At 43.1% G+C, this 26,117-nt stretch carries 24 protein-coding genes and 1 pseudogene; 21 read left to right on the forward strand and 4 right to left on the reverse strand.

From position 1 onward, the window contains the following. The first annotated feature begins 78 nt into the window (after positions 1-78). A complete protein-coding gene (locus BTU61_RS01965) occupies positions 79-1,188 on the forward strand; it encodes a Gfo/Idh/MocA family protein (RefSeq protein ID WP_000248712.1) in 1,110 nt (369 codons plus the stop codon). Positions 1,189-1,305: 117 nt separating this feature from the next. Here the strand turns inward: BTU61_RS01965 and BTU61_RS01970 are convergent. Both BTU61_RS01970 and BTU61_RS01975 read right to left on the reverse strand, forming a co-directional pair. Next, positions 1,306-2,612 (reverse strand): annotated as a pseudogene (locus BTU61_RS01970) (ISL3 family transposase). A gap of 186 nt (positions 2,613-2,798) precedes the next feature. After that, the gene (locus tag BTU61_RS01975) at positions 2,799-3,638 is read right to left on the reverse strand and encodes a MurR/RpiR family transcriptional regulator (protein ID WP_200772125.1); all 840 of its coding nucleotides are present in this window, start codon (positions 3,636-3,638) and stop codon (positions 2,799-2,801) included. Between the two features lie 474 nt (positions 3,639-4,112). On the opposite strand from BTU61_RS01975, the gene BTU61_RS01980 reads away from it, so the two are divergent. From BTU61_RS01980 to BTU61_RS02060, 17 genes are all read left to right on the forward strand, one after another. Then, the gene (locus BTU61_RS01980) at positions 4,113-4,787 is read left to right on the forward strand and encodes an N-acetylmannosamine-6-phosphate 2-epimerase (RefSeq protein ID WP_200772126.1); all 675 of its coding nucleotides are present in this window, start codon (positions 4,113-4,115) and stop codon (positions 4,785-4,787) included. A 16-nt stretch (positions 4,788-4,803) separates the two neighbouring features. Next, on the forward strand, positions 4,804-5,727 hold the full coding sequence (locus tag BTU61_RS01985; RefSeq protein ID WP_200772127.1) for a dihydrodipicolinate synthase family protein: 924 nt from the start codon (positions 4,804-4,806) through the stop codon (positions 5,725-5,727). Positions 5,728-5,934: 207 nt separating this feature from the next. Next, entirely contained in the window at positions 5,935-7,476 is a 1,542-nt protein-coding gene (locus BTU61_RS01990) for a sodium:solute symporter family protein (protein WP_187539543.1), read from the forward strand. Positions 7,477-7,574: 98 nt separating this feature from the next. Beyond that, entirely contained in the window at positions 7,575-8,024 is a 450-nt protein-coding gene (locus BTU61_RS01995; RefSeq protein WP_200772128.1) for a NanQ anomerase/TabA/YiaL family protein, read from the forward strand. A gap of 220 nt (positions 8,025-8,244) precedes the next feature. Next, positions 8,245-9,081 carry a MurR/RpiR family transcriptional regulator gene (locus BTU61_RS02000; RefSeq protein ID WP_200772129.1) on the forward strand — a complete coding sequence of 279 codons (837 nt, stop codon included), beginning with the start codon at positions 8,245-8,247 and terminating at the stop codon, positions 9,079-9,081. Further along, positions 9,078-9,974, forward strand: coding sequence for an ROK family protein (locus BTU61_RS02005; protein WP_200772130.1), 897 nt, complete (start codon positions 9,078-9,080; stop codon positions 9,972-9,974). Before BTU61_RS02000 ends, BTU61_RS02005 begins: the two co-directional genes overlap by 4 nt. Before the next feature lie 123 nt (positions 9,975-10,097). Further along, positions 10,098-10,421 carry a hypothetical protein gene (locus tag BTU61_RS02010; protein WP_200772131.1) on the forward strand — a complete coding sequence of 108 codons (324 nt, stop codon included), beginning with the start codon at positions 10,098-10,100 and terminating at the stop codon, positions 10,419-10,421. Then, positions 10,411-12,372, forward strand: a complete 1,962-nt coding sequence (locus BTU61_RS02015; RefSeq protein WP_200772132.1) for a V-type ATP synthase subunit I — start codon at positions 10,411-10,413, stop codon at positions 12,370-12,372. The genes BTU61_RS02010 and BTU61_RS02015 overlap by 11 nt, the downstream gene beginning before the upstream one ends. Before the next feature lie 30 nt (positions 12,373-12,402). Continuing rightward, positions 12,403-12,882, forward strand: coding sequence for a V-type ATP synthase subunit K (locus BTU61_RS02020; protein WP_003009435.1), 480 nt, complete (start codon positions 12,403-12,405; stop codon positions 12,880-12,882). Positions 12,883-12,950: 68 nt separating this feature from the next. Further along, positions 12,951-13,541 (forward strand): V-type ATP synthase subunit E family protein, encoded by a 591-nt coding sequence (locus BTU61_RS02025; RefSeq protein ID WP_200772133.1) that lies wholly within the window; start codon positions 12,951-12,953, stop codon positions 13,539-13,541. Positions 13,542-13,550: 9 nt separating this feature from the next. Continuing rightward, complete coding sequence (locus tag BTU61_RS02030) at positions 13,551-14,570, forward strand: V-type ATPase subunit (protein WP_200772134.1); 1,020 nt, start codon at positions 13,551-13,553, stop codon at positions 14,568-14,570. Then, positions 14,551-14,871, forward strand: a complete 321-nt coding sequence (locus BTU61_RS02035) for a V-type ATP synthase subunit F (RefSeq protein WP_200772135.1) — start codon at positions 14,551-14,553, stop codon at positions 14,869-14,871. Before BTU61_RS02030 ends, BTU61_RS02035 begins: the two co-directional genes overlap by 20 nt. Continuing rightward, positions 14,868-15,572 (forward strand): GNAT family N-acetyltransferase, encoded by a 705-nt coding sequence (locus BTU61_RS02040; protein WP_200772136.1) that lies wholly within the window; start codon positions 14,868-14,870, stop codon positions 15,570-15,572. The genes BTU61_RS02035 and BTU61_RS02040 overlap by 4 nt, the downstream gene beginning before the upstream one ends. Before the next feature lie 33 nt (positions 15,573-15,605). Beyond that, positions 15,606-17,396, forward strand: a complete 1,791-nt coding sequence (locus BTU61_RS02045; RefSeq protein WP_200772137.1) for a V-type ATP synthase subunit A — start codon at positions 15,606-15,608, stop codon at positions 17,394-17,396. Then, complete coding sequence (locus tag BTU61_RS02050) at positions 17,383-18,768, forward strand: V-type ATP synthase subunit B (RefSeq protein ID WP_003002370.1); 1,386 nt, start codon at positions 17,383-17,385, stop codon at positions 18,766-18,768. The genes BTU61_RS02045 and BTU61_RS02050 overlap by 14 nt, the downstream gene beginning before the upstream one ends. Before the next feature lie 3 nt (positions 18,769-18,771). Then, positions 18,772-19,395, forward strand: a complete 624-nt coding sequence (locus BTU61_RS02055) for a V-type ATP synthase subunit D (RefSeq protein WP_200772138.1) — start codon at positions 18,772-18,774, stop codon at positions 19,393-19,395. A 569-nt stretch (positions 19,396-19,964) separates the two neighbouring features. Continuing rightward, on the forward strand, positions 19,965-21,170 hold the full coding sequence (locus BTU61_RS02060) for a M23 family metallopeptidase (protein ID WP_200772139.1): 1,206 nt from the start codon (positions 19,965-19,967) through the stop codon (positions 21,168-21,170). Between the two features lie 99 nt (positions 21,171-21,269). On the opposite strand, the gene BTU61_RS02065 is transcribed toward BTU61_RS02060, so the two are convergent. Beyond that, positions 21,270-22,439 carry a CynX/NimT family MFS transporter gene (locus tag BTU61_RS02065; protein WP_200772140.1) on the reverse strand — a complete coding sequence of 390 codons (1,170 nt, stop codon included), beginning with the start codon at positions 22,437-22,439 and terminating at the stop codon, positions 21,270-21,272. A gap of 370 nt (positions 22,440-22,809) precedes the next feature. Then, entirely contained in the window at positions 22,810-23,727 is a 918-nt protein-coding gene (locus BTU61_RS02070; RefSeq protein WP_200772141.1) for a helix-turn-helix domain-containing protein, read from the reverse strand. Between the two features lie 209 nt (positions 23,728-23,936). On the opposite strand from BTU61_RS02070, the gene BTU61_RS02075 reads away from it, so the two are divergent. From BTU61_RS02075 to BTU61_RS02085, 3 genes are all read left to right on the forward strand, one after another. Beyond that, on the forward strand, positions 23,937-24,539 hold the full coding sequence (locus tag BTU61_RS02075; RefSeq protein WP_200772142.1) for a hypothetical protein: 603 nt from the start codon (positions 23,937-23,939) through the stop codon (positions 24,537-24,539). A 642-nt stretch (positions 24,540-25,181) separates the two neighbouring features. Continuing rightward, a complete protein-coding gene (locus tag BTU61_RS02080) occupies positions 25,182-25,463 on the forward strand; it encodes an autorepressor SdpR family transcription factor (RefSeq protein ID WP_200772143.1) in 282 nt (93 codons plus the stop codon). After that, positions 25,450-26,085, forward strand: coding sequence for an SdpI family protein (locus BTU61_RS02085; protein WP_200772144.1), 636 nt, complete (start codon positions 25,450-25,452; stop codon positions 26,083-26,085). The genes BTU61_RS02080 and BTU61_RS02085 overlap by 14 nt, the downstream gene beginning before the upstream one ends. Positions 26,086-26,117: the final 32 nt, after the last annotated feature.

The raw sequence follows: 26,117 nt of genomic DNA on the forward strand, positions 1-26,117 counted from the left end.
TATATAACATTTAAGATTGAAGATTTGAAAAAGAATTAAAGCTGAAATTTAAAAATATATAGAAAGAGGATAAAAATTATGGTAAATTACGGTATTGTTGGAGCTGGATATTTTGGAGCTGATTTGGCTCGCTCAATGAACAAAATTGAAGATGCCAAAGTGGTTGCGGTATTTGACCCAAATCATGGAGAAGAAGTTGCTCAAGAGTTGGGATCAGATGTTTGTGCAAGTTTAGATGAACTTGTAGCACGTGAAGATATTGATTGTGTGATCGTAGCTTCACCTAGCTACCTTCACCGTGAACCTGTTGTGAAAGCTGCTCAACATGGCAAACACGTATTTTGTGAAAAGCCAATTGCATTGTCTTATGAAGATTGTAAAGCCATGGTTGACGCATGTAAAGAAAATAATGTTATCTTTATGGCTGGTCACATCATGAACTTCTTTAATGGTGTACACCATGCTAAAGAATTGATTACTCAAGGTAAAATCGGTAAAGTTCTTTATTGCCATGCCGCTCGTACAGGTTGGGAAGAACAACAACCAACTGTATCATGGAAGAAACTTCGTTCTCAATCTGGAGGACATTTGTACCACCATATTCATGAATTAGATTGCATTCAGTTCATCATGGGAGGACTTCCTGAAAAAGCGACAATGGTAGGAGGCAATGTATATCATAAAGGTGAAAACTTTGGTGATGAAGATGATATGCTCATTGTAAACCTAGAATACTCTGATGATCGTTATGCTGTTTTGGAATATGGTAATGCTTTCCGTTGGGGTGAACACTACGTCTTGATTCAAGGAACTGAAGGAGCTATCAAACTTGACTTGTTCAATACTGGAGGTACTCTTCGTGTTAAAGGTGAAGGAGAATCACACTTCTTAGTACATGAAACTCAAGAGGAAGATGATGACCGTACAGCTATCTATACCGGTCGTGGTATGGATGGAGCAATTGCGTACGGTAAACCAGGAGTACGTTGCCCATTATGGTTACAAACATGTATTGATAAAGAAATGGAATATCTACATGACATCATTAAAGGTGGAGAAATTACAGAAGAATATGAAAAACTTCTCAATGGTGTAGCTGCTTTAGAATCAATCGCTACCGCTGATGCATGTACTTTATCAGTTAAAGAAGATCGAAAAGTAAGTCTTTCAGAAATCACAAATGCTTAACTATTGTAAAACAGAATAGTAAATTCTTGTCATTATATAATTTCTAAAGTTCTGTGATACAACTCATTGAATAAAGGAATAGAGGCTCATTGTCAACTGTAGTGGGTTGAATAAAAGCTAACATCTGGAGAGGACAATCGTTGTCCTCTCCATTTTTATATTCAGAGCGATGAAAATTCGTTTCTTAAAGTTGTCAAAGTTCCTAAAACCAAAGGCATTGCGTTTAATAAGTTTAATGAGATTATTCGTTGCTTCCAATTTAGCGTTGGAATAAGGTAATTGAAGGGCGTTGACAATTTTCTCTTTGTCCTTGAGAAATGTCTTAAAGACAGTCTGAAAAAGAGTATGAACCTGTTTTAGATTATCCTCAATGAGTCCGAAAAATTTCTCGGGCTCTTTATTCTGAAAGTGAAAAAACAATAGTTGATAGAGTTCATAGTGAGATTTTAAGTCTTCGGAATAGCTTAAAAGCTTGTCCAGAATTTCTTTATTCGTCAAGTGCCTACGAAAAGTGGGGCGATAAAAATGTTTATCGCTGAGTTTACGACTATCCTGTTGAATGAGCTTCCAGTAACGTTTAATAGCCTTGTATTCATGAGATTTTCGATCAAATTGATTCATGATTTGGACACGAATACGGCTCATAGCACGGCTCAGATGTTGTACAATGTGAAAGCGATCAAGTACAATTTTTGCATTTGGAAGTGAAACAGTCCAGTGGACTGTTTCAGCCTGAGCCTAGAAATTCGAAAGCGAAGCTGTTTAGCTAAGTCATAGTAAGGGCTAAACATATCCATAGTAATGATTTTCATTCGACATCGGACCGCTCTATTATATTTAAGAAAGTGATTTCGGATGACTGCTTGTGTTCTTCCTTCAAGAACAGTGATGATGTTGAGATTGTCAAAATCTTGCGCTATGAAACTCATCTTTCCCTTGGTAAAGGCGTACTCGTCCCAAGACATAATCTCTGGAAGACGAGAAAAATCATGCTTAAAGTGAAAGTCATTGAGCTTACGAATGACAGTTGAAGTTGAAATGGATAGCTGATGGGCAATATCAGTCATAGAAGTCTTTTCAATCAACTTTTGAGCAATCTTTTGGTGGATAATACGAGGGATTTGATGATTTTTCTTGACTAAGGAAGTCTCAGCGACTGCCATTTTCGAGCAATGATAGCACTTAAAACGACGCTTTTTAAGAAGAATTCTGGTAGGCATACCAGTCGTTTCGAGGTAAGGAATTTTCGACGGTTTTTGAAAATCATATTTCTTCATTTGATTTCCACAATCAGGGCAAGATGGGGCCTCGTAATCCAGTTTAGCAATGATTTCCTTGTGTGTAGCCATATTGATGATATCTACAATCTTGATGTTTGGGTCTTTGATATCAAGCAGTTTTGTGATAAAATGTAAATGTTCCATATGATTATTTCTAATGAGTTGTTTTGTCGCTTTTCATTATAGATCTTATGGGACTTTTTTTCTACACAAAAACAGGGTCCATAATATCCATAGGGGATTTACCCACTACAAATATTATAGAGACGAAAAACCAAGAAGGATGAGTTTTATCTCATCCTTCTTGGTTTTTTAAATAGGGAGACCATATTAAGATTTTCGGGAACGTTGATTAGAAAGCTTTTTGTTTTCCCAATAGCGATTAAACACCGTCTCTTTTTCATCTCGATTTTTACTGAGAAAATGGGTGTAGATAAGGTCGACCACAATCAGTAAAGGAAGGACCGCTGAGATGCGATCAATATAGGTATTGCTAGGAAGAGGAGCAGCAGGCACTACTTCAGTAAAATCATGGTGAACACAAGCAGGGTTGGCCGTTACAAGAACAGTTTTTGCACCGTTTTCCTTGGCTTTCACCAAACTATCTGTAATAGCGCTCGTCTTACCCGATAAGGAAAATCCAATCACTAAGCAGGAAGAATCGAGAATACTGGTGGTCCAGGTAAATCCGTCCTGATCGGTTACGGCTTTCCCAGCCACACCGAGCCGCATGAGGCGCACTTTCATCTCCCTGGCTACCAAGCTGGAACTTCCGATCCCGAAGTAATAGACTCGGTCTGCCTGATCAATTAAGTCTGCCACATGCTCCAATTGGGGATCTTTGACGAAGTTTTCCGTAACGTTACTGACATGGTGGTAGCGTTGCAAGACGCTGAGAGTGAGGTCATCATGCTCTTCCTCGTGCTGTTGCTCTTTCGCTTCTTCGTTAAAATGGTAGACAAATTCCCGATAGCCAGTAAACCCGCATTTTTGGGAAAAACGAGTTAAAGCGGCTTTTGAGACATGTAGCAATTTGGTCACGCGAGACGAGGATAGGGAATGCTGTCGTGCTTCGGATGATAGGAAATAGTGGGCAATGTCGCGTTCCATATCTGTCAATTCCGTTTCATGGCTAGCGATAATCATGCGTAAATCTTGATCTTGTTTCACAGCAGTCCTCCTTTCTCGCAAAATGAAATAATAGGATACTCCTATAATATATTACACATTATAACATGGGGAGACCAGTTTATTCAAGTAAAAGTAAGTAAAAACCATTGAAACTAGTAACAGGATATAAGGGGAAAACGAACGATGTTAAAAGTAGTCTCAAGAGTAAATTTACTTTCAGAATGAGAAGGCCAAAAAGTGGATAGGTTAAATAGCAGTTATGAGAAATAAATAAGGAAGTAAATGAATGGTGGGAGAGAAGCTTCTCTCAGCTCTTGATAATAAAGAACATAAAAAATAACGGAAAATATTTGTATATGAAATCAAATAGAGATACAATAAAAATATAGGAAATACGATATTTTTTTGAAAGTACTTTCTAAGTATGACAAAAGTATTGAAAATACATATTTAAAGTATTATGATTATTAATGTAAGAGCTTACAATTAAAAAAAGAAGCAGGTGATTAAATCATGGAAGAGTTACGGCATAAGCTAATTGTATCGTGTCAAGCTCTACCAGACGAACCATTGCATAGTGATTTTATTATGGCTCGTATGGCAGTGGCTGCCAAGGAAGGAGGAGCATCTGGAATTCGCGCCAATTCGGTTGTTGATATCGCAGCGATTCAAAAAGCGGTAGATTTACCGATCATTGGGATCATCAAACGAGATTACGAAGATGCAGATGTTTATATCACGGCAACTATGAAAGAGGTAGATGAACTCATGACGGTTCGTCCGAATATCATTGCGATAGATGCCACAACTTCTACACGACCAAATGGCGAAAGCTTGAAAGAATTTTTCCAAAAAGCAAAGGAAAAATACCCGGATCAATTATGGATGGCAGATTGTTCCACCATTGATGAAATGCTGACGGCTGACCAATTAGGTTTCGATTTTATTGGAACGACCTTGGTAGGCTACACCAAGCAAAGTCAGGGCGATAAAATCGAATCAAATGACTTTGAAATTATTCGCAAGGCCCTGAGTAAACTATCTCATCCATTAATTGCAGAAGGCAACATCGATACCCCTGATAAAGTCCGTAGGGTCTTGGAGCTAGGTGCCTATAGTGTTGTCGTAGGATCTGCTATTACACGTCCACAACTAATTACAAAAAAATTTGTAGAAGCAACAAAATAAAGAAAGAGGTCTCCAAATGACAAATGAAAATTTGAAAAAATATGAAGGTGTTATTCCAGCGTTTTATGCTTGCTATGATGAAAATGGCGAAGTGAGTCCAGAAAGAGTCCGTGCCTTGACGCAATACCATATTGACAAAGGGGTGCAAGGGGTCTATGTCAACGGTTCTTCTGGAGAATGTATTTATCTTAGCGTGGAAGATCGTAAGCTGATTTTAGAGAATGTGATGGCGGTTGCGAAAGGAAAACTAACGGTTATTGCCCATGTCGCATGTAACAATACCAAAGATAGCGTTGAACTTGCTAAGCATGCTGAAAGCTTGGGAGTAGATGCTATTGCAGCGATCCCACCTATTTACTTCCGTCTTCCTGCCTATTCGATTGCTCGCTATTGGAATGACATGAGCAAGGCTGCACCAAATACAGATTTTATCATTTATAATATTCCGCAATTGTCTGGTACCACCCTCACACGCGACCTGTATGCTGAAATGCGCAAGAATCCACGGGTGATCGGGGTGAAAAATTCATCCATGCCAACACAAGATATTCAAATGTTTGTAGCTGATGGAGGAGATGACCATATTGTCTTTAATGGACCAGATGAACAGTTCATTAGTGGTCGTGTTATTGGTGCAAAAGCTGGAATTGGTGGTACTTACGGGGTGATGCCTGATTTGTTCTTAAAATTAAATGAATTGATCAAAGAATCCGATTTTGAAACAGCTAAAGAATTGCAATATGCGATCAATGATGTCATTTATAAGATGGTCAGTGGACGAGCAAATCTTTATGCAGTGATCAAAGAAATTCTCCGTCTAAATGAAAAATTAGATCTTGGTTCTGTAAGAGCACCACTTGAACCCTTGCATGAAGAAGATCTGGCAATTGCAAAAGAAGCAGCTGACTTAATCAATAAGGCAAGAGAACGCTTCTTGTAATCAGTGTTTAGAGCTTCATAGGAGCGGGAACGATTCCAATGTGTGGACGGGTTGAAGAGGTTTCCCAAATCTTTTCAATCTTCCTGCTCCTAAAAAGTGGTGCTTTGAGCGATTGACCACTGTGTCAATCCGGTTTTTTCAAGTATCGTTTTAGAGGTTGGACTGTGACCTGGCCTTCTGAAGTACTTGTTGGATGGAGAAAGTAATATGGGAAATTCTGGTTTTACAACAATTGATTTAATTGTTTTGATTGTCTACTTATTGGCAGTATTGATTGCAGGACTTCTATTTTCCAAAAAGGAAATGCAAGGAAAAGAGTTCTTCAAAGGAGATGGTACCGTCCCTTGGTACGTTACCTCGGTGTCTATTTTTGCGACCATGCTAAGCCCGATCTCTTTCATGGGATTACCGGGAAATTCTTATGCTGGGACTTGGATTTTATGGTTTGCTCAATTAGGGCTCATCATTGCAGTGCCTTTGTCTATTAAGTATATCTTGCCTATCTTTGCAAGAATGGACATTGATACCGCCTATGATTATCTAGAACGAAGATTTGATTCTCGACCTCTTCGTGTCATTTCAGCCTTGCTATTTATCATCTACCAAATTGGACGGATGTCCATTATCATGTACTTGCCTTCCGCTAGCTTAGCGATTTTAACAGGCATTGATGTAAACATCTTGATTATCCTGATGGGAATTGTGGCGATCATTTACTCCTACACTGGAGGAATCAAGTCTGTATTGTGGACTGATTTTATTCAGGGTGCGGTTTTGATCGTTGGCGTCATCATCTCATTGGTTGTATTGGTTGGCAATTTGCATGGTGGATTTGGTTCAATTTTCCATGAATTAGCTCATGGTAAATTCATTGCCCCAACTGAGAAATTATTTGACCCGAATTTGTTGTCCGGATCTGTATTCTTGATTCTCATGGGATCTGGTTTAACCATCTTGTCTTCTTATGCGTCTTCTCAAGACTTAGTCCAACGCTTTACGACTACTCAAAATATTAAAAAATTGAATAAAATGATGTTTACCAATGGTGTACTTTCCCTTGGAACAGCAACTGTATTTTATTTGATTGGTACAGGTCTTTACGTTTATTACAAGGTTCAAAATCCAGGAGCTTTTGGTAGTGATATTCCTCAGGACCAAATCTTCACTTATTTCATTGCTTATCAATTGCCTGTTGGGATTACAGGAATTATCTTAGCAGCTATTTATGCTGCAGCTCAATCAACCTTATCTACAGGTTTGAATTCTGTAGCGACTTCCTGGACCTTGGATATTCAAGATGTTATCTCTAAAGATATGACGGACGCTACACGTACGAAGATTGCACGTTATATTTCCTTGGGAGTAGGTATTTTCTCAATTGTTGTGTCGATCGTGATGGCTCATTCAGATATCAAATCAGCCTATGAATGGTTTAATAGCTTTATGGGATTGGTATTAGGAATCTTAGGCGGTATCTTTGTTCTTGGATTCGCTTCTAAAAAAGCTAACAAGTATGGTGCCTATACTGCCTTGGTTGTTTCTAGTATCGTGATGATTGTAATTAAATACGTACTTCCTGCAACAGCAGTAAACTATTGGGCTTATTCATTCATTTCAATTTTTGTATCATTAGTATCTGGATATGTTGTTTCACTATTGACTCAAAAAGGTAGTGCAGCTCCTAAATATACCACGATCTATGATATTCCTGAAATCCATGCGGATAGTAGCTGGGCAAAACGTCAATAAAGCGATGCATCAGCTATTGAAGATAGGGAAACAGGTCCCTATCTTCAATGGGCAAGAGCAATTAGAAGCTTAGTTAGAATTTGGAAAGGAGTTCCAATATGGAATTAGTACAGTATAAAGATGCAGCGATTGCACGAGACATTCAACACCCTGCACTCAAGAAAGTGGTAGACTATTTAAAAACACATGATGTCAGTCAAGAGGAAAAGGGGACGCATACAGTCTCTGATGATTTCTTTTACAATGTGATTGAAATGGAAACAACGGATGAAGAGCACCGTGTGTGGGAAAGCCACCGAGCTTACTATGACGTTCATGTCCTATTTGAAGGAAAAGAACGCATCTCATATAATTTTTTGTCCAATATGAAGGTGGAAGATTATGTGAAAGAAGAGGATTGGCAACAAATGTCTGGTACTTCCCTGTTTGATATTCATTTTACCCCTGGTAGCATTTTGTTATTGGATCCAAATGATGCGCACAAGACAGGTTTGAAAGTGGATCAGGCACAAGGTATTCGCAAGGTCGTTTTTAAAGTGCGCTTATAGCCTGCGTGGTTCATTCTTTTCATTCCAAGCGGGAGAAATAGAACAATTTTTGAGGGAAGGGTTCTTGTCATCTGGCCACTGATTTCTCTCATTGAGTGGTCTAAATGGCTCGATAGAGCCTTTCAGAGGACGGATGTTCCCATGAATTGTTAGTGGAGGTTGGAGACTATTCCCAGCCTCTTTCCCCGTTTTTAGAAGATCTTGCCAGAGTGGAGGAGAAATGGTTACATTAGAAAAAAGTATACAACCTATTATTGAGTCGGTCTATGAAAGCTTAACGGATTTAGAAAAGAAAATAGCCGACTATTTTTTATCTGATCAGGTTATGCAAGACGACTTGTCTGCACAATCAGTAGCGAAACGATTGTATGTTTCCCTCTCTTCTTTGACAAGATTTGCTAAAAAGTGTGGGTTTACAGGCTACCGGCAATTTGTCTATGAATTTGAGGGATCCAATCAGGAGATTCAAAATGTTAGTCGCCACATTACAAAAAGTGTCTTATCTGATTATGGAGAGTTGCTAAATAAGACATTTTCCTTGATTGATGAAGAACAGTTCTTGCGTGTCAGCCGTATGTTAGACAAGGCGAAACGGGTCTATATATACGGGATGGGGAGTTCCGGCCTTGTGGCGCGTGAAATGGAATTTCGTTTCATGAGATTGGGAATGATTTGTAAGGCGATTACAGATGACCACATGATCCGAGTCAATGAGGTCATGCTGGATGAGGAATGTCTGGTGATCGGGATTTCATTATCAGGTGAGACCAAAGAAATTCTAGATGCTGTCTATCAGGCGAAACAAAGAGGCTCTAGGACGGTCTTGATAACATCCAAAACAAGTGCGTTTTTAAAAGAGCGGTGTGAGGAGCTGGTATCTGTGGCCGTAAAGGAAAGTTTGCCTCAAGGTACGCTGATCTCTCCACAATTTCCAGTCTTAGTCGTAGTGGATATTTTTTATGCCTATTATGTGGATTTGGATAGAGAAAAAAGAAATCATATCTTTACCAACACACTTTCGGCCCTCAATATGCATAAGAAGGAGGATGAACAATGAATATTTTAGGAATCGACATTGGAGGTACATCTATTAAAGCGGATGTATACGACGAAGATGGCACTGCTTTGGGACATTTTTCGGAACAGAGTACCAAGATATGCCATGAGAACCAAACCAATGAGATACTGGAGCAAATTTGCGACCTTATTGCCAGCTATCAATCTAGTCTTGATTTAGACGGGGTTGCGATTTCGACAGCAGGTGTGGTCGACAGCCAATCAGGGAAAATTGTATATGCAGGTTATACCATTCCTTCTTATAGTGGAACTGATTTTTCCAGCGAGATTCAGAAACGATTTTCCATTCCCGTCACAGTAGAAAATGATGTCAATTGCGCCTTGTTAGGAGAAATGTGGAAAGGTGCAGCCAGAAATAGCCATTCTACTGTTATGATTACGGTTGGGACCGGTATCGGTGGTGGTATTTTCACCAATGAACAAATCTTGTCCGGGCATAATTTCACAGCAGGCGAAATCGGATATTTACCGATTGGGAATGCTGATTGGCAATCCTTAGCGTCTGCGTCAGCACTTGTTCAGATGTATGAGGAAGCAACTGGCTTACACCATCAAACTGGTAAAACGTTTTTTGAGGCGGTGGATAAGAGTGATCCAGTTGCTTTGAAGGTTTTAGAAACATACGTTCATCATCTGGCACAAGGATTGGTCACTCTTTCTTATGTCTTAAATCCGGAGAAAATGATTTTAGGAGGTGGCATCTTTGCTCGCTCAGATGTTTTGCTGCCCCTATTGCAAAACGAATTGTATCATGCAGTTCAGGACCAACGATTCTTACCGCGAGAAATTGTAACGGCTACATTAGGAAATGAAGCAGGAAGATTGGGAGCAGTAGCCAAATTTTTAATGGATCAGGGGAAAAACTTGTCTTAAAAAACGGTCGTTTTAGGAGCGATCGATCCCTAATTTCCCGAACAAAACTATGTAAAATATGGTATAATCTAAGGTAATTATACTGTTGTTTAAAGAATGATAGTTGAATAAGGAGGTGTGACGATGTCGAATGCAACACTCGAAATGATGCAAGAGATCGAACAGGCTGCTCAAGGAGTGATCGCTACTTATGAAGAGCAAGTCGAGCAAGTCCGGACGGATTCGCGTGATCGCCTTGCAACAGTGGCGCAGCATTACGATGAGGAAACCAAGCAATTGGTAGCTGAGGCTGAAACCAATGCCCAAGAAAAACTTGTCGCTTTAGCCAAAGACCTAGACGAAACGGTCGCGAGAAACGACGCCAAGGTGCAGCAAGCGATGACCGACAAGCGCGCCGGTTTAGTCGAAGCCATTGTAGAAAAGGTGGTAGCAAGCTATGGCCATTAGTCAGATGCAAAAATTGTCCCTTATCTTGCCCAAAGATGACTTGGACAGACTACTACTAGCCTTGCAAGCCCAAGCAAACGTTCAGATTTATGATCTGAGTGAAAACGAAGAGTGGCAGGCAGCCTTTGAGGTGTCTGCCTTGTCTCAACCCTTGACAGAAGACAATCGTCAAGCCTTGGTAGAGTTGCAAAAACGCCAAGAACAAGTTGAAAAAATGATTCAAACTCTAGAAGCTTACATGCCTGAGAAAAAGGCCATGCAAGCTCTCAAGGAAGAACCCTTAAGTTTGTCTTTTAATGATCTGCAGGCCCACGGGATGATTCGAGATGAGGATCTTCTATTGACCAAGTTGAAACGCCAGTTGCGCGTGTTAGACAAGGCCCATCAGAAGATTGCGGATGCAAAGGGAGAGATCGAGCGCTTAGAAAAATGGCGACCCTTAGAGGTGACGCCAGCAGCCCTTGCTACCTTTCACTATGTGCATGGTTTGATCGGGACCATTCCCAATAGCGATACAGACGCTGTTCGTTCTTCCTTAAAAGCTCATCCTGAGCTGGAACTAGAAGAAGTCTTTACATCTGAGACGGAACACGGCTATATGATCCTGTATCGCTCGGGAGACCGTACGGCTGTTCAAGAGCTCTTAGAAGAGCATGGGTTCAAAGAATTGGACTATGAAGAAGAGCAACTTCCAGCTGCCTACTTGGATCGCCTAGAAGGGGAAATCAAAGAGCAGGAAGCTGTGGTTGCAGCAACGCTAGCAGAGTTGCAAAACTCCCAGAAGGAGTTGGATCAGCTCAAGTATCAGATGGATTACTTGTTGAGCTTGGGAGCTCGTGAGGAAGCCAAGTCACTGCTAGCCAGCACGCAAAGTTTGGTAGCCTTAGAGGGTTGGATCGAAACAGCCCAAGTGGCCTCATTACGAGATTTCTTGCGGCAAGGTTTTGGTTCTCGGGTCCTACTAGAAACGCGCGATGTAACGAAAAAAGATTGGGATGACGTGCCGATCCAGTTGCGAAATAGCGCCTTGGTAGAGCCCTTTGAATTAGTCACAGAGATGTATGCCTTGCCTAAGTATTACGAGAAAGATCCGACACCGATCGTTTCACTCTTCTACTTTGTTTTCTTTGGCATGATGGTCGCAGATATCGGTTATGGACTCTTGCTAACGGTAGCGACAGGGTTTGCCCTTAAAGCCTTCAAGCTCAAGCCTGGTACAGCCAAGAACCTTCGTTTCTTCAGTCTCCTTGGGATTTCTGTTGCCCTTTGGGGAGTGGTCTATGGCTCTTTCTTTGGATTTGAGATGCCTTTTGCCCTGATCAGTACGACCAGCAATGCTATGACCATCCTGATCCTCTCAGTGGTCTTTGGTTTTATCACCGTCTTAGTGGGCCTCTTCCTAGGAGGCATGAAAAATGTCCGCCTCAAAGACTACACCGAAGCCTACAATTCAGGCTTTGCCTGGGTTTTGATCCTGCTTGGCTTAATGCTGCTAGCAGTGGGCAATATCCTGCCTGGGATGGCGCTTCTGGTGCCGATTGGTAAGTGGCTAGCTATTTTGAATGCGATTGGGATCTTGATTGTTTCCATCGTCAGTACCAAGAAGCTGTCTGGTTTAGCGTCTGGTCTCTTTAACCTCTACAATGTCAGTGGCTATGTCGGAGACTTGGTCAGCTTCACCCGTTTGATGGCCTTGGGCTTGTCTGGAGCTAGTATCGGTTCAGCCTTTAACCTTATTGTCAATCTCTTTCCACCGCTTGGACGGTTTACGGTAGGGCTTCTGCTCTTTATCGTCCTTCATGCCATTAATATGTTCCTGTCCTTCTTGTCAGGGTACGTGCATGGAGCCCGTTTGATCTTTGTGGAATTCTTCGGTAAGTTCTACGAAGGAGGAGGCAAGCCATTTCGCCCTCTTAAACCTTCTGAACGTTATATTAAAACAAAAAAATAAGTATTATCTTTTAAAAAATAGGAGTATATCATGGAATCTTTAGCATCATATTTTTCAGCCCATGGGGGCGCCTTCTTTGCAGCATTTGGTGTCGCGATCGCCGTCGCTCTTAGTGGGATGGGATCTGCCCTTGGGGTTGGTAAAACGGGTCAAGCAGCAGCAGCGCTCTTGAAAGAACAACCAGAAAAATTTGCCCAAGCCTTGATTCTGCAATTGTTGCCAGGTACACAAGGTTTGTATGGTTTCGTTATCGGGATCTTGATCTGGTTGCAAATTAAGCCAGATATGCCACTTGAAACAGGAGTCGCTTACTTCTTTACAGCTCTTCCAGTTGCGATCGTTGGTTATTTCTCAGCAAAACACCAAGGAAATGTTGCGACAGCGGGGATGCAAATCTTGGCAAAACGTCCTGAAGACATGATGAAAGGGGTTATCCTTGCGGCCATGGTTGAAACCTATGCCATCTTGGCCTTCGTTGTGTCCTTCCTATTGACCCTACGCGTCGGTTAAGAGCTAGCTTTGATGGATTCGTCTAGAGACGAAAAACACAAGACGCATGCCAATAGGAGAAAAACGACATGGATGAACATACCCAATTAAAGGATTCGATCTTGGCCCAAGCCCACGAAAAGGGGCGAAAACTCGTAGAAGAAGCCAAAGAGAGCATCCTAAAAGAAGAGACTGTTCAAGAAGAGCGTTTGATCCAAGACAAACTTAATCAACGCTCGGAGCAGCTCAAGCGGGTTCAACGTCAATTGCAACGTGAAACCCAACAAATCGAAAATAAAAAACGCCAATCAACCCTTGTCACCAAGCAACGGGTCTTAAAGGATCTCTTTGCAGAGGCATATAAAGCGATGGCAGCATGGCCCCTTGAAAAGGAAGTGCAATTTGTAGAAGCTGTCCTAGATCACTATCAAGGACAAGCGGTAACTTTGACCTTTGGAGCAGTGAGTGCTGCAAAATTTGGACCAGCTGATCTGGAACACTTGCGTCAGGCTCACCAGGACTTGACGGTCTCAGAAGCGACGATTCCAGCTCAAGCAGGCTTTGTCTTGTCGGTTGGGAAGATTGATGACAACTATCTCTACCGTGATTTGGTGGATTCCATTTGGGAGCAAGAAAGCTACCAGATGGCAGCCAGCATTTTCACTGATGAAGCAAACTAGGAGGATACGATGAGCGAACGGACCTATTCTCAAGTCAATACCGGAATCAGTGTACGTGAGGCCAGTTTTCTCAGTCCCAGTCAGTTTGAGCAGTTGCTTGCAAGTGACTCTAGCGAAAGCAGAGAAGTCTTGCTGCAAGGAACGCCCTATGCGTTAGATGGCCAAGAAATCAAAAATCCAGAAGCAATCGAGAGCCGTTTGATGGCAGCCTTGTTGGCAGAATACCAATGGGCCTTTGAAGCAACACCTCAGTCAGATTTGGTCAGCCTTTTTACCTTGAAATATACCTATCATAACCTCAAGGTTTATTTGAAACACAAGGCGACAGAGCGCACATTGGGACACTTATTGATCCCCATCGGTCCTTATTCTCTCGATGTGCTTGAGCATTTGGTGGCGACCTTTTCTGCAGAACATTGCCCGAATTTTATGGCTGAAGAAGTGGCTGCTACCTGGCAAGAATACCAAGACTATCAAGACCTGCGGGTGCTTGAAATCGGTATGGATCTAGCTTATTTTAAACACCTGAAAATTCTAAGAGAAAGCTTAGATCATCCAATTCTCAAGCAGTTGGTGGACGTGACCATTGATTTTTACAATGCCATTACGGTCAAACGGGCCTTGGATCAGCAAAAACCGCATAGTTTCATGCACCAATTGCTCTCGGATGAAGGAAGACTCAGTGCCCATCAGGTGATCGACCTGCTAGAATCGGGTCAGTGGTTGACCTGGTTTTATCAAGTCAATCCTCTGGACTATGATCTCGCCTTAGACACTTACGAAGAAAAGATGCGCACTGGTCAATTAAAGACCGTGGAGTTGGAGTATTTAGAAAGTTTGGTGAAATTCAGTCTTCTAGACGCTGGTCGTTTTGAAGTGGATGGACCGCTACCCCTTGTCCGCTATCTTTACGGAAAAGAGCTAGAGGTGACTAACCTTCGTTTAGTCCTCTCTGGTTTGGACAATGGTTTTCCACTAGCAGACATCAAAGAAAGGATGAGACCGATTTATGGACAAACAGACCTATAAGATCGCGGTTGTGGGCAATCGGGACGCCATCCTTCCTTTTCGCCTGATTGGCTTTCAAACCTATCCGGTCGCAGAGCCACAAGAAGCGGTCAATACCTTGCGCAAACTCAGCCGAGAAAACTTCGGGATTATTTACCTGACAGAGGATATAGCTCAGGCTATTCCAGAAACAGTGGCTTATTATGACCAGCAGCTGACACCGGCTCTGATCCTTATCCCGACCCATCGAGGAACGACAGGGCTAGGACGGCAACGCATTCGTGATAATGTTGAAAAAGCAGTAGGACAGGATATTTTATGAGAACAAATGAATTTGGCCAAGCCATTGGCGATGCACTGCCCAATTTTACACCGGGACGTCTACCAGCTATCGAGCGGATCGAGGGTCGCTATACCGTGATCGAGCGCCTGTCAAAAGAAAAGCACGGTGCGGATCTTTATCAGGTCTATGGGCCGTCCTCCCCAGCAGATATGTGGACCTTTCTGTTCAAAGGCCCTGCCCGCAATGAAGTGGAGTGGGACCGCTTGTTGGATGAGCTCATGACAGCCCAAGGTCGCTTTTACTATGCGATAGTAGACAAAGATTCAGGCAAGGCCTTAGGGACTTTCTCTCTCATGCGGATCGATCAAGCCAATCGGGTGATCGAAGTCGGAGCAGTGACCTACTCACCAGCGCTAAAAAAGACACGCATGGCTACAGAAGCCCAGTATCTCTTGGCGCGCTATGTGTTTGAGGACTTAGGTTACCGACGCTATGAGTGGAAATGTGATGCCTTAAACCAAGCTTCGCGCAAAGCAGCTGAGCGCTTGGGATTCACCTATGAAGGCTGTTTCCGCCAGGCTGTTGTTTACAAAGGTCGGACGCGAGACACAGATTGGTTGTCTATCATTGATCAAGAATGGCCAGCTATCAAAGAACGTTTTGAAGCTTGGTTGGATCCAACTAATTTCGATGAAAATGGCCAACAAAAGCAATCTCTAGCCGATATGGCGCAAAAGTAATACAAAGAAACAAAGGATTCCCAGGAGGAATACATGACTCAAGGAAAAATTATCAAAGTTTCCGGTCCCTTGGTGGTCGCATCAGGGATGCAGGAGGCCAATATCCAAGATATTTGCCGGGTCGGCGATCTTGGTTTGATTGGCGAAATTATTGAGATGCGGCGTGACGAAGCCTCTATCCAAGTATATGAAGAAACATCTGGAGTCGGACCAGGAGAACCAGTGGTCACAACTGGAGCTCCCCTTTCTGTCGAGTTGGGACCCGGTTTGATTTCCCAGATGTTTGACGGGATCCAACGTCCCTTGGAACGCTTCCAAGAAGTTACTGCCAGTGATTTTCTGGTTCGTGGGGTGCAAGTTCCAAATCTAGACCGTGATACCAAATGGACCTTCGAACCAAGTGTGGCAGAAGGGACAGAGGTGGTCGCTGGAGACATCGTCGGTACCGTTCAGGAGACCAATATGGTGGAACACCGCATCATGGTACCATTTGGAGTCAGTGGACGTGTGACCAAGATCGCAGCAGGTTCTTACACAGTGGAAGAACCGGTTTATGAGATCGAACAGGCTGATGGTAGCCTCTTTACTGGTACTTTGATGCAAAAATGGCCAGTTCGTCGAGGCCGTCCCTTTGCACAAAAATTGATCCCAGTAGAGCCTTTGGTCACTGGTCAACGGGTCATTGACACCTTCTTTCCTGTGACAAAAGGTGGAGCTGCAGCTGTACCCGGCCCTTTCGGAGCTGGAAAAACGGTCGTGCAACACCAGGTGGCTAAGTTTGCCAATGTAGACATCGTAATTTACGTGGGTTGTGGGGAACGTGGAAATGAAATGACGGACGTTCTGAATGAGTTCCCAGAATTGATCGATCCAACAACTGGTCAATCCATTATGCAACGGACCGTTCTGATCGCCAACACTTCGAACATGCCAGTAGCAGCGCGGGAAGCTTCCATCTACACAGGGATTACCATTGCTGAATACTTCCGTGATATGGGCTATTCCGTTGCCATCATGGCCGATTCGACATCGCGTTGGGCAGAAGCTCTTCGTGAAATGTCTGGCCGTCTAGAAGAAATGCCCGGAGATGAAGGCTACCCAGCCTATCTTGGTAGCCGGATTGCTGAGTACTACGAGCGGGCAGGTCGGGTCAAGACACTGGGAACCACTGCGCGTGAAGGTTCGATTACCGCTATCGGTGCCGTTTCCCCTCCGGGTGGAGATATTTCAGAGCCCGTAACGCAAAATACCTTGCGGATTGTTAAGGTCTTCTGGGGCTTGGATGCTCAGTTGGCCCAACGGCGCCACTTCCCAGCCATCAACTGGTTGAGTTCTTACTCGCTTTACCAAGATGAGGTGGGCCAATACATCGATCAACACGAGCAGATTAGCTGGTCTGAAAAAGTGACCCGCGCTATGAACTTGTTGCAAAAAGAAAGTGAATTACAAGAGATTGTGCGCTTGGTTGGTCTAGATTCCTTGTCTGAAAAAGACCGCTTGACCATGAATGCGGCCAAGATGATCCGCGAAGACTACTTGCAACAAAATGCCTTTGATGAGGTCGATACCTATACCTCTTTCAGCAAGCAAGTTGCCTTGTTGACCAATATCTTGACCTTTGACCAAGAAAGTCAAAAAGCACTAGAATTAGGGGCTTACTTCACAGAAATTATGGAAGGAACCGTAACTCTTCGAGACCGCATTGCCCGGAGCAAGTTCATCCATGAGAATCAGTTGGCCACTATCCAAGCTTTGAAAGAAGAAATCGTAGAAACCCTACACCAAATCGTCGCAAAAGGAGGAGTAGACAATGAGCGTGATTAAAGAATACCGTACTGTCAGCGAAGTTGTTGGCCCCTTGATGATTGTCGATCAGGTCGAAGGGGTTCACTACAATGAACTCGTAGAAATCAAGCTCCATGACGGAACGACCCGTCAGGGACAAGTCCTCGAAGTCCAAGAAGATAAGGCCATGGTCCAGCTCTTTGAAGGATCTAGCGGAATCAATTTGGAAAAAGCCAAGGTTCGCTTTACCGGACGTCCCCTAGAACTCCCTGTGTCTGAAGACATGGTGGGTCGCATCTTTAACGGGATGGGCAAACCCATCGACGGTGGTCCAGAGATTATCCCAGAGAAGTACTTGGACATTGATGGGCAAGCCATCAACCCTGTTTCGCGGGACTATCCAGATGAATTTATCCAGACAGGGATCTCAGCTATTGACCACTTGAACACCTTGGTTCGGGGCCAAAAACTCCCCGTGTTCTCAGGTTCTGGTCTCCCTCACAAGGAGTTGGCAGCTCAGATTGCTCGTCAAGCGACGGTTCTTAATTCTGAAGAAAACTTCGCCGTGGTCTTTGCGGCTATGGGGATCACCTTTGAAGAAGCCGAGTTCTTTATGAACGACCTTCGGGAAACAGGAGCTATTGACCGCTCTGTCCTCTTTATCAACCTAGCCAATGATCCCGCTATCGAGCGGATTGCGACTCCTCGGATCGCCTTGACCGCGGCAGAATATTTGGCCTATGAAAAAGACATGCACGTCTTGGTTATTATGACCGACATGACCAACTACTGTGAAGCTCTTCGGGAAGTATCCGCTGCCCGTCGGGAGGTTCCAGGACGTCGGGGCTATCCAGGTTACCTCTATACCAACTTGTCGACCCTCTACGAACGTGCAGGACGTTTGGTTGGGAAAAAGGGATCGGTGACCCAAATTCCGATTCTCTCTATGCCAGAAGATGACATCACCCACCCCATCCCTGACTTGACAGGTTACATCACGGAAGGGCAAATTATCTTGTCTCGCGATCTCTACAATAGCGGTTACCGCCCACCGATCAATGTTCTTCCATCCCTTTCTCGTTTGAAGGACAAGGGTTCTGGTGAAGGTAAGACACGGGAAGATCATGCGGCGACCATGAACCAGCTCTTTGCGGCCTATGCCCAAGGAAAACAAGCCAAAGAACTGGCTGTAGTGCTTGGAGAGTCTGCCTTGTCCGATACCGACAAGCTCTATGTCAAATTCACCGATCGCTTTGAGCAAGAATACATCAACCAAGGCTTTACCACCAATCGGACGATTGAGGAAAGTTTGGATCTCGGTTGGGAACTCTTATCCATCCTTCCACGAACAGAGCTTAAACGGATCAAGGATGAGATGATTGACAAGTATCTGCCAAACAAAGAGGATTAGCCTATGGCACGATTAAATGTAAAACCAACTCGGATGGAGCTCAATATTCTCAAAGAGCGCCTCAAGACAGCAACCCGTGGACACAAGTTGCTCAAGGATAAGCGGGATGAACTCATGCGCCGTTTTATTGAGGCGGTGCGTGAGAATGACCGCTTGCGCCAAAGGGTAGAGGCAGCACTGGTGGACAACATGCAAGATTTCGTGATGGCCAAGTCCTTAGAGAGCGACCTCATGGTAGAAGAAATCTTTGCTGTTCCCACGCGAGAAGTGAGACTCGATATCGAGGAAGAAAATGTCATGAGTGTGCGCGTGCCCAAACTCCATGCTCGTATCGATAATCCGTACGGCGATGACGAAGGAGATGTGGTCTATAGCTACCTCGCCTCCAACAGTCAAATGGACAGCACCATCCAAGAAATGGGTGCCCTTCTTACAGATTTGCTCAAATTAGCGGAAATCGAAAAAAGCTGTCAACTTATGGCAGATGAAATCGAGAAAACCCGCCGTCGAGTGAACGGACTGGAATATGCGACCATCCCAGACCTCAAAGAAACCATATATTATATCGAAATGAAACTCGAAGAAGCCGAACGCGCCAACCTCGTCAGAATCATGAAGGTAAAATAAGATACAAAGCCGTTAAGCAACTCAAAGGAAAATAGGAAATCCAGCGACGAAGCGCCAGCTTCTAGTTGGATTTATCTTTTTCCAAAGAGTTGTAGGCGTGTTCAATTCATAAGATACAAAGCCCGCAAAATGCAAAGTGAAAATAGGGAGCGGGACAGAAGCACTGTTGTATAGAATGCTTCGTTGTCCTGCCCCCACAAGGCTGATTAGGATTTTTCCGAGCTCTTAAAGCGAGAGAAAAATCCAATCAGCTACTGTGCCTTTGAAGTTAGTACTATTACAGTTTGCGTTTTTCACACAGCTCTTAGATCTCGTGCGATGTCAAACTTCATCAAGGGACCGATCCTAGATGAGGTTTTTTGCGCCCTCGCCCTCTTCTCTCAACTCTCTATTTTTATGTTACTAGTTTGTAACAATGTGACAAGAAAGACGAAATGTTACAAGAAAAATACAGTTTTGTTAAATAGCCAAAAAGTCCTTTTATTATTTTTAAATTGTGATAAGATAGAATAGTAATCAATTTGCCCAAGAAAATCTTGAGCAAAAGCAAAGAAAAAAGAGGATAAAAGATGAAATTAAAAGTTAACACGAAAGCCCTTATCGCTTCGACAGTAGCTCTTGCAGTGATCCCATTCACAAAAGCAACAGCAGAAACCCTTGAAGATTGGGTGGCTCGCTCAGTAGATGAAATCAAACACGACATTCAACAAAGTGGTGACAACCAACAAACCTATACAATCAAGTATGGTGATACGTTGAGTTCTATCGCAGAAGCACTTGGAATCGATGTTCACGTATTGGCAAACTTGAACAACATCAGCAACATGGACTTGATCTACCCAGGTACTGTTTTGAAAACAACTGTGAACGATCAAAAAGAAGTGACTTCAGTTGAAATCCAAACTCCTCAAGCAGGTGCGACAGATGCTACAACTGCAAGTGCTGATTTGACAACAAACCAAGTGACAGTTGACAACCAAACCGTCGCTGTGAACGACTTGTCAAAACCAGTCAATGAAGATAACAAAGCAGTTCCAGTTGCTCCAGCAGCAGAAACTCAAGAAGCTCCAGTAATTGCTGTCCCAGCCGCAGAAACAACAGCACCATCAGCTGTTCCAGAAACACCAAGCTACGGTGCTCCAGCTACCAATGTTGCAACTCAAAACCCAGAAGCAGCAGCTGCCCCTCAATCTGCTCCAGCCTCAGAAGCTCCTGCAGAAACACCAGCCACAGAAGCAGCAGCTGCCCCTCAATCTGCTCCAGCCTCAGAAGCTCCTGCAGAAACACCAGCCACAGAAGCAGCAGCTGCCCCTCAATCTGCTCCAACAACGGAAGAAGCTCCAACACAACCTGCAGCAACAGAAACTGCTGCTGCCCCTGAAGTGCAATCAGTAGCATCAACTCCAGCAAGCGGAAATACGATTCCAACTGATCCACATCTTCAACCACAAGCAGAAGCTTTCCGTCAAGAAATCGCTGCGAAATTCGGTATCACAAACATTGGTGGTTACCGTGAAGGGGATCCAGACGATCATGGTAAAGGACTTGCAGTGGACGTAATGGTCCCAACCAGTTCACAACTCGGAGATCAAGTAGCTCAATATGCTATTGACAATATGGACCGTGCAGGTATTTCATACGTCATCTGGAAACAACAATTCTACATGCCAGTAGACAACATTTACGGACCAGCTAACACTTGGAACCAAATGCCTGACCGTGGTGGAGATACAGCAAACCACTATGACCACGTGCATATCTCATTTAACGGATAATCATCATTCAATCTAGAAACGTTGAACTAGGACGAGCTCCTAGTTCTTTTTTTGTAGGCAGAAAAAAGGCCGGAAGACGAACTTCCAGCCAGAGCCTGATTATAAGATTTTATCGACTTTTTCTACCTGATAGAGGGCAAATGCCATGATAAGGGTTAATATCAATAATAAAACGACAGCAGGTGTCCATGAATGAAAGAGCGATTTGCTGTAACCAAATAGGATGGGACCCAAGGCTGCAAAGATGTAGCCACCGGTCTGAGACAGACCAGACAGTTGAGCCGTTTTTTCCGGTGTCGTTGATTTCATGGAGAAAGTAACCATCAGGTAAGGGAAGAGGGCACTAACACAACTTCCGATCAGGGCATTGATGATCAGCCAGTAGAAGAAGTTACTGGTTGGAACTAAGAGCATAGCGACTCCCAAAATACCAGCTCCAACCAAGATCATAAGCATCAGATGGCGTTTTTGATCTGAAAGGCGTGTGGTTAGGCTTGGCACTGTGAGAGAATAAGGCAAGCTAATCAGTGTAAATACAGAAGCAAGGAGGCCAGATTCTACTTTAGAAAGCCCGGCTTGAACGGCCATGGTTGGCAGCCAAGTCATGCTGGTGTAAAAGAGGAGTGATTGAAGACCTCCATAAATCATGATGGCCCAGACATATTTATTGGTATACCACTTGCTATCAGACTTAGTAGCTTGATTCCTTTCCAAATGGTGGTTGTAACGGAGATTTGGAATCCAAACGATTAAGGCGATTGCACACAAGACGGTCAAAACATTTACCAAGCCTTGCCAAGAAGTGGCTTTGGTGATCGGAACGGCGACAGAAGCAGCCACAGCGGTCGACATCCCCATGGATGTGATGTAGAGAGTGGTCAAAAAGCCAAGTTGCTTGGGTTTGTTTGCTTGGATCAAGCTTGGAAGCAGGACATTGAGAAAGGCGATACCAGCTCCAATCAAGATGGTCCCTAAATAGAGAAAAGGAAGATTGATTGTGCGAATGGCAGACCCAACAGTAAGGACGATCAAAACGAGAAAGAAAAGACGCTCGATTCCCAGTCTTTTTGCAAATTGAATCGCAAAAGGAGAGAAAATCGCAAAAGTCAGAAGAGGCAGACTAGTCAACAGCCCCAAAGAGCTGACGTCCACTCCTAAGCCAGCGGCAATATCAGATAAGACGGTCGGTAGCGTCGTAAAGGGCGTCCGCAAAATAATACCAAGCATGATGATGCCTGGGATCAATAAACGAGAATGTGTTTTCTTCATAAATACCTCTCTGTCAAAAATTTCACTTCATTATAACATAGATTGGGGGTAAATAGAATCAAAATAGATGGGTCGGTTAGTGAACTGATACGTTTTTCTAAGGACCGTAGTTCTCACTGTCGTTCGAACTGCATCAACGTACCTAAGTTCGTCTGCGTCCCAAATGGACTTGACTCACTAAGGTACGTAGAGAAAAAGGCCACCGGTTTTGGTGGCCCTTATAGGGAGATTATTATGAAAAAGTTTAGGATTTTCTATCAAATAAAGTTAGGAGGTCTTCATTTGATGGTTTTATTATAGCCCGACTTGCTTAAAGAAAACTTAAGGAAGGGTTTTCTTTTTGAAAATAGGTCTTAGGTCTGAGAGTGATTTATTCGCTGAAGAAATCAATGCCGGTATGGTTGAGTTCATTGACTCGGAGCATAAATTTGGTTTTGATTTGAACCAAGGGGGTTCCGAAATTTTCAAGTGCAATCAAGCCTTCAAGTGCTTTCATGACCTGCTTGGCACGGTAGACCCCTTCCTTGTCGTTTAAGCCAAGGAGAGCATAGACCTGCATAAATTCCAACTGCATAGAAATGCTGGTGTTCAAAATTGGTTTTCGCTTGCGAAGCTGGTTAATGGACTGGAGGAAATTCTTAGCTTCTAGGTAGAGTTCTTTTTTAATCAAGTAGTTGGCCAAATTCAGTAGCAAAGAGGCCAATGCATTGGCAGAGTAGGCTGAATAACTGCTTTCAAACAGTTCTAGTGACTCCTTTCGAATCTTAGCCACTACTTCATAAGGCAAGACGGATAAAAGGGCAATGGTGAAGTCCTGCTCAATTTCATTTTGATAGGCAAAAGGTACTTCTTGAGCGATTCGTTGAATCGAGACGGGTGCATCCTCCAGGTGGATTTCTTTTCCCATCGCGTTATTGACATTGATTTCGAGCGAGCGCAAATAGAGTTGCCAGAGCTCTTTGTTTCCCTCTGCTACAGGTGATTTCTCATGTTTTAACCGATCGATGATTGCTAAGAAATCCATATTTTCTTGATTAATGTATTTCATCAAAATAGGACTAAAATTTTGAATGGTTAAGCCAGGATAATGGGACAAAAAGGTATCCCAATCCACCCCCATAGACAGCAAGAGGCGAGAGAAGGTTTCGATGGTTACTCCTTTTTGAGAGCGCTCAAATTGGCTGAGGAACTGAGGAGAGACAATATCTGCAGCGACTTCTTTGAGAGAAAGACCGCGTGCTTCACGAATTTTACGAAATGTTGGACCAAATGGAGAAGATGAGGACATAAGAAACTTCCTTTCTATTGTACTACCCTAGTATAGCTCAAAAAGAAATAAAATTAAACTCTGAGTTTAATTTTCGGTCAAAATACGAGAATTTTTCTTATTTTTAAGAAAAATGAAACTATAGTTTACATGGCCCTTTTTTAGGAAAGGATTTTTGATAAAATAAGGTCAATTCTAGAAGATAAGCTGATAACAAAAGGAGATTTACAATGACGACACAAGAAATTTTACACTTATTAGACGAAAAGCGCGTACTAACAGCACCAGCTGCAGTCGCTTGGGATGAAGTCCAACGGCAACAAAACCGCTTGAATCGAGCAGCGAAAAGACTCAATGGACCAATCACTGTAACGATGGCCCTCAATCTTCTTTTTGCCTTCACGATTTTTCTGTTGGAACAAAGCCATCTGATGAACGGCTTTCTCTTGATGCTTGGCTTGATGGGTGGGCTGATTGCGTTCAAATATTTTGTCTTTGTAGCCCCAGCTAAGCAAGCTCTAGCCAATGCTCAGGCCCTCTATCACCAGGAAATCAGCCAACCAGCCTACCAACAAGGGCTGCAAGGTTTTCCACAAAAATTTTATAACTACCATGACCTTTTTCGACTCTACAACTTAATCGCAGAAGGACGCGCTTCAACCCTGCCAGAAGCTTATAATCTGCTTGAAATGCAACAATTCCAAGAAACGCAAGTGAATTTGCAAGAAGAAGCCAATGCCCTACAAGCCGATATCGCACGCAGTTCAAGAGTCAGTGCCGTGGCTAACGTGGTCACAGCCTACAATACCTATCGCATCCACAAAGATATGTAATGGAAGAGAGATAAAAGATGAAAAGCCTCTACAGAAGTCTAGACTGAGGATCCAGATTTTTGTAGAGGCTTTTTTCGCGATATGAGAAAAATAGTTTCGGGAAAGGATCGTAGTTTTCGCTCCGCTCAAACTGCATCAATGTACCTAATTAGGCTTGGTGCGATGAAATAGGTTTAGTAATAGTTACATGACGCAGTGGTTGATTGGTATCTTTGTTCGCTCTTATAGCTCCAAAGAATACCTAATCAACTGTGCGGGGGTGAGACAATTGAAAAGGTTTGGGGAACCTTTTCAACCTAAGCCAAAAAATAAGGAAGCGAAGCAATTTTAAAAAATTGTTCTGTCTCACTCCCAGAAAAAAGGCCACCGGTTTTGGTGGCCTCTATAGGGAGATTATTATGAAAAAGTTTAGGATTTTCTATCAAATAAAGTTAGGAGGTCTTCATTTGATGGTTTTATTATAGTGCGTCTTGCTTAAAGAAAACTTAAGGAAGGGTTTTCTTTTTGAAAATAGGTCTTAGGTCTGATAATTTTTTACAACAGAAACTATTTAGATTTTTTTCTAAATAGAGTTGACAAAAAGATAGTGAAGTTGTACAATCTATTTAGAAATATTTCTAAATAGATTAGAGGAGATAGAGAATGAATTTTGCGCAAACATTCAAAGCTTTATCAAATCCGATAAGAAGAAGTATCTTAGAACTGCTAAAGGCGGGAAAATTATCTGCTGGAGATATCGCTAGCCACTTTGATGTAGCAGGAGCGACCATTTCCCACCATTTAAGCATCCTCAAGCAGGCGGATCTAATTCGAGAGGAAAAAGAGAAGAATTTTATCTACTATGAACTCAATACTTCTGTCTTGGAAGATTTAATGGTCTGGCTCGTTGATTTGAAAGGAGATTCTACTGATGAAAACGAATAAAAAACTATTGCTATTGACTTCTATGGTGATCCTTTTCCCCATGTTTTGGGGGTTGATGATTTGGTCGCAATTACCTAACCAAATCTCGATTCACTTTAATATTGCTGATCAGGCTGATAACTTCCAACCAAAACCCCTGGTTGTGTTTGGCCTTCCTATTTTCCTTCTTTTGGTGCATCTGTTTGTGATCTTTATGATCGGACGTGATCCTAAGAATCGCACGATGAATGAGAAAATGGTCAAAGTAAACCACTGGTTGACTCCAATCGTTTCCTTAAGTATCTCCTATCTCATCTATAGCAAGGCGCTAGGCTCTACGACCAATCCATCTGTTTTTGTTTCAGTGTTGCTAGGCCTCATCTTTGTAATCATGGGCAATTACATGCCTAAGTTGAAAGTGAATCACACGGTTGGCATCCGTCTGCCTTGGACCTTACAGAGTGAAGATAACTGGCACAAAACCCATCGCTTGGCAGGGAAGTTGTGGGTCCTCGGAGGTTTGATCCTCCTACTTGAAGCAGGCCTCCAATTCGCGCTGTCTTATGTACTGGTGCTGGTCATCCTCGCCATTGTCCTTATCCCTGTGATGTACTCTTATCAATTAAGTCGGAAAAATCGTTAGTATAAAAAACAACCAGAGAAGAAGCAGTCGTG

The organism is Streptococcus lactarius (assembly GCF_016642265.1).
GTDB classification, from domain to species: Bacteria; Bacillota; Bacilli; order Lactobacillales; family Streptococcaceae; genus Streptococcus; species Streptococcus lactarius.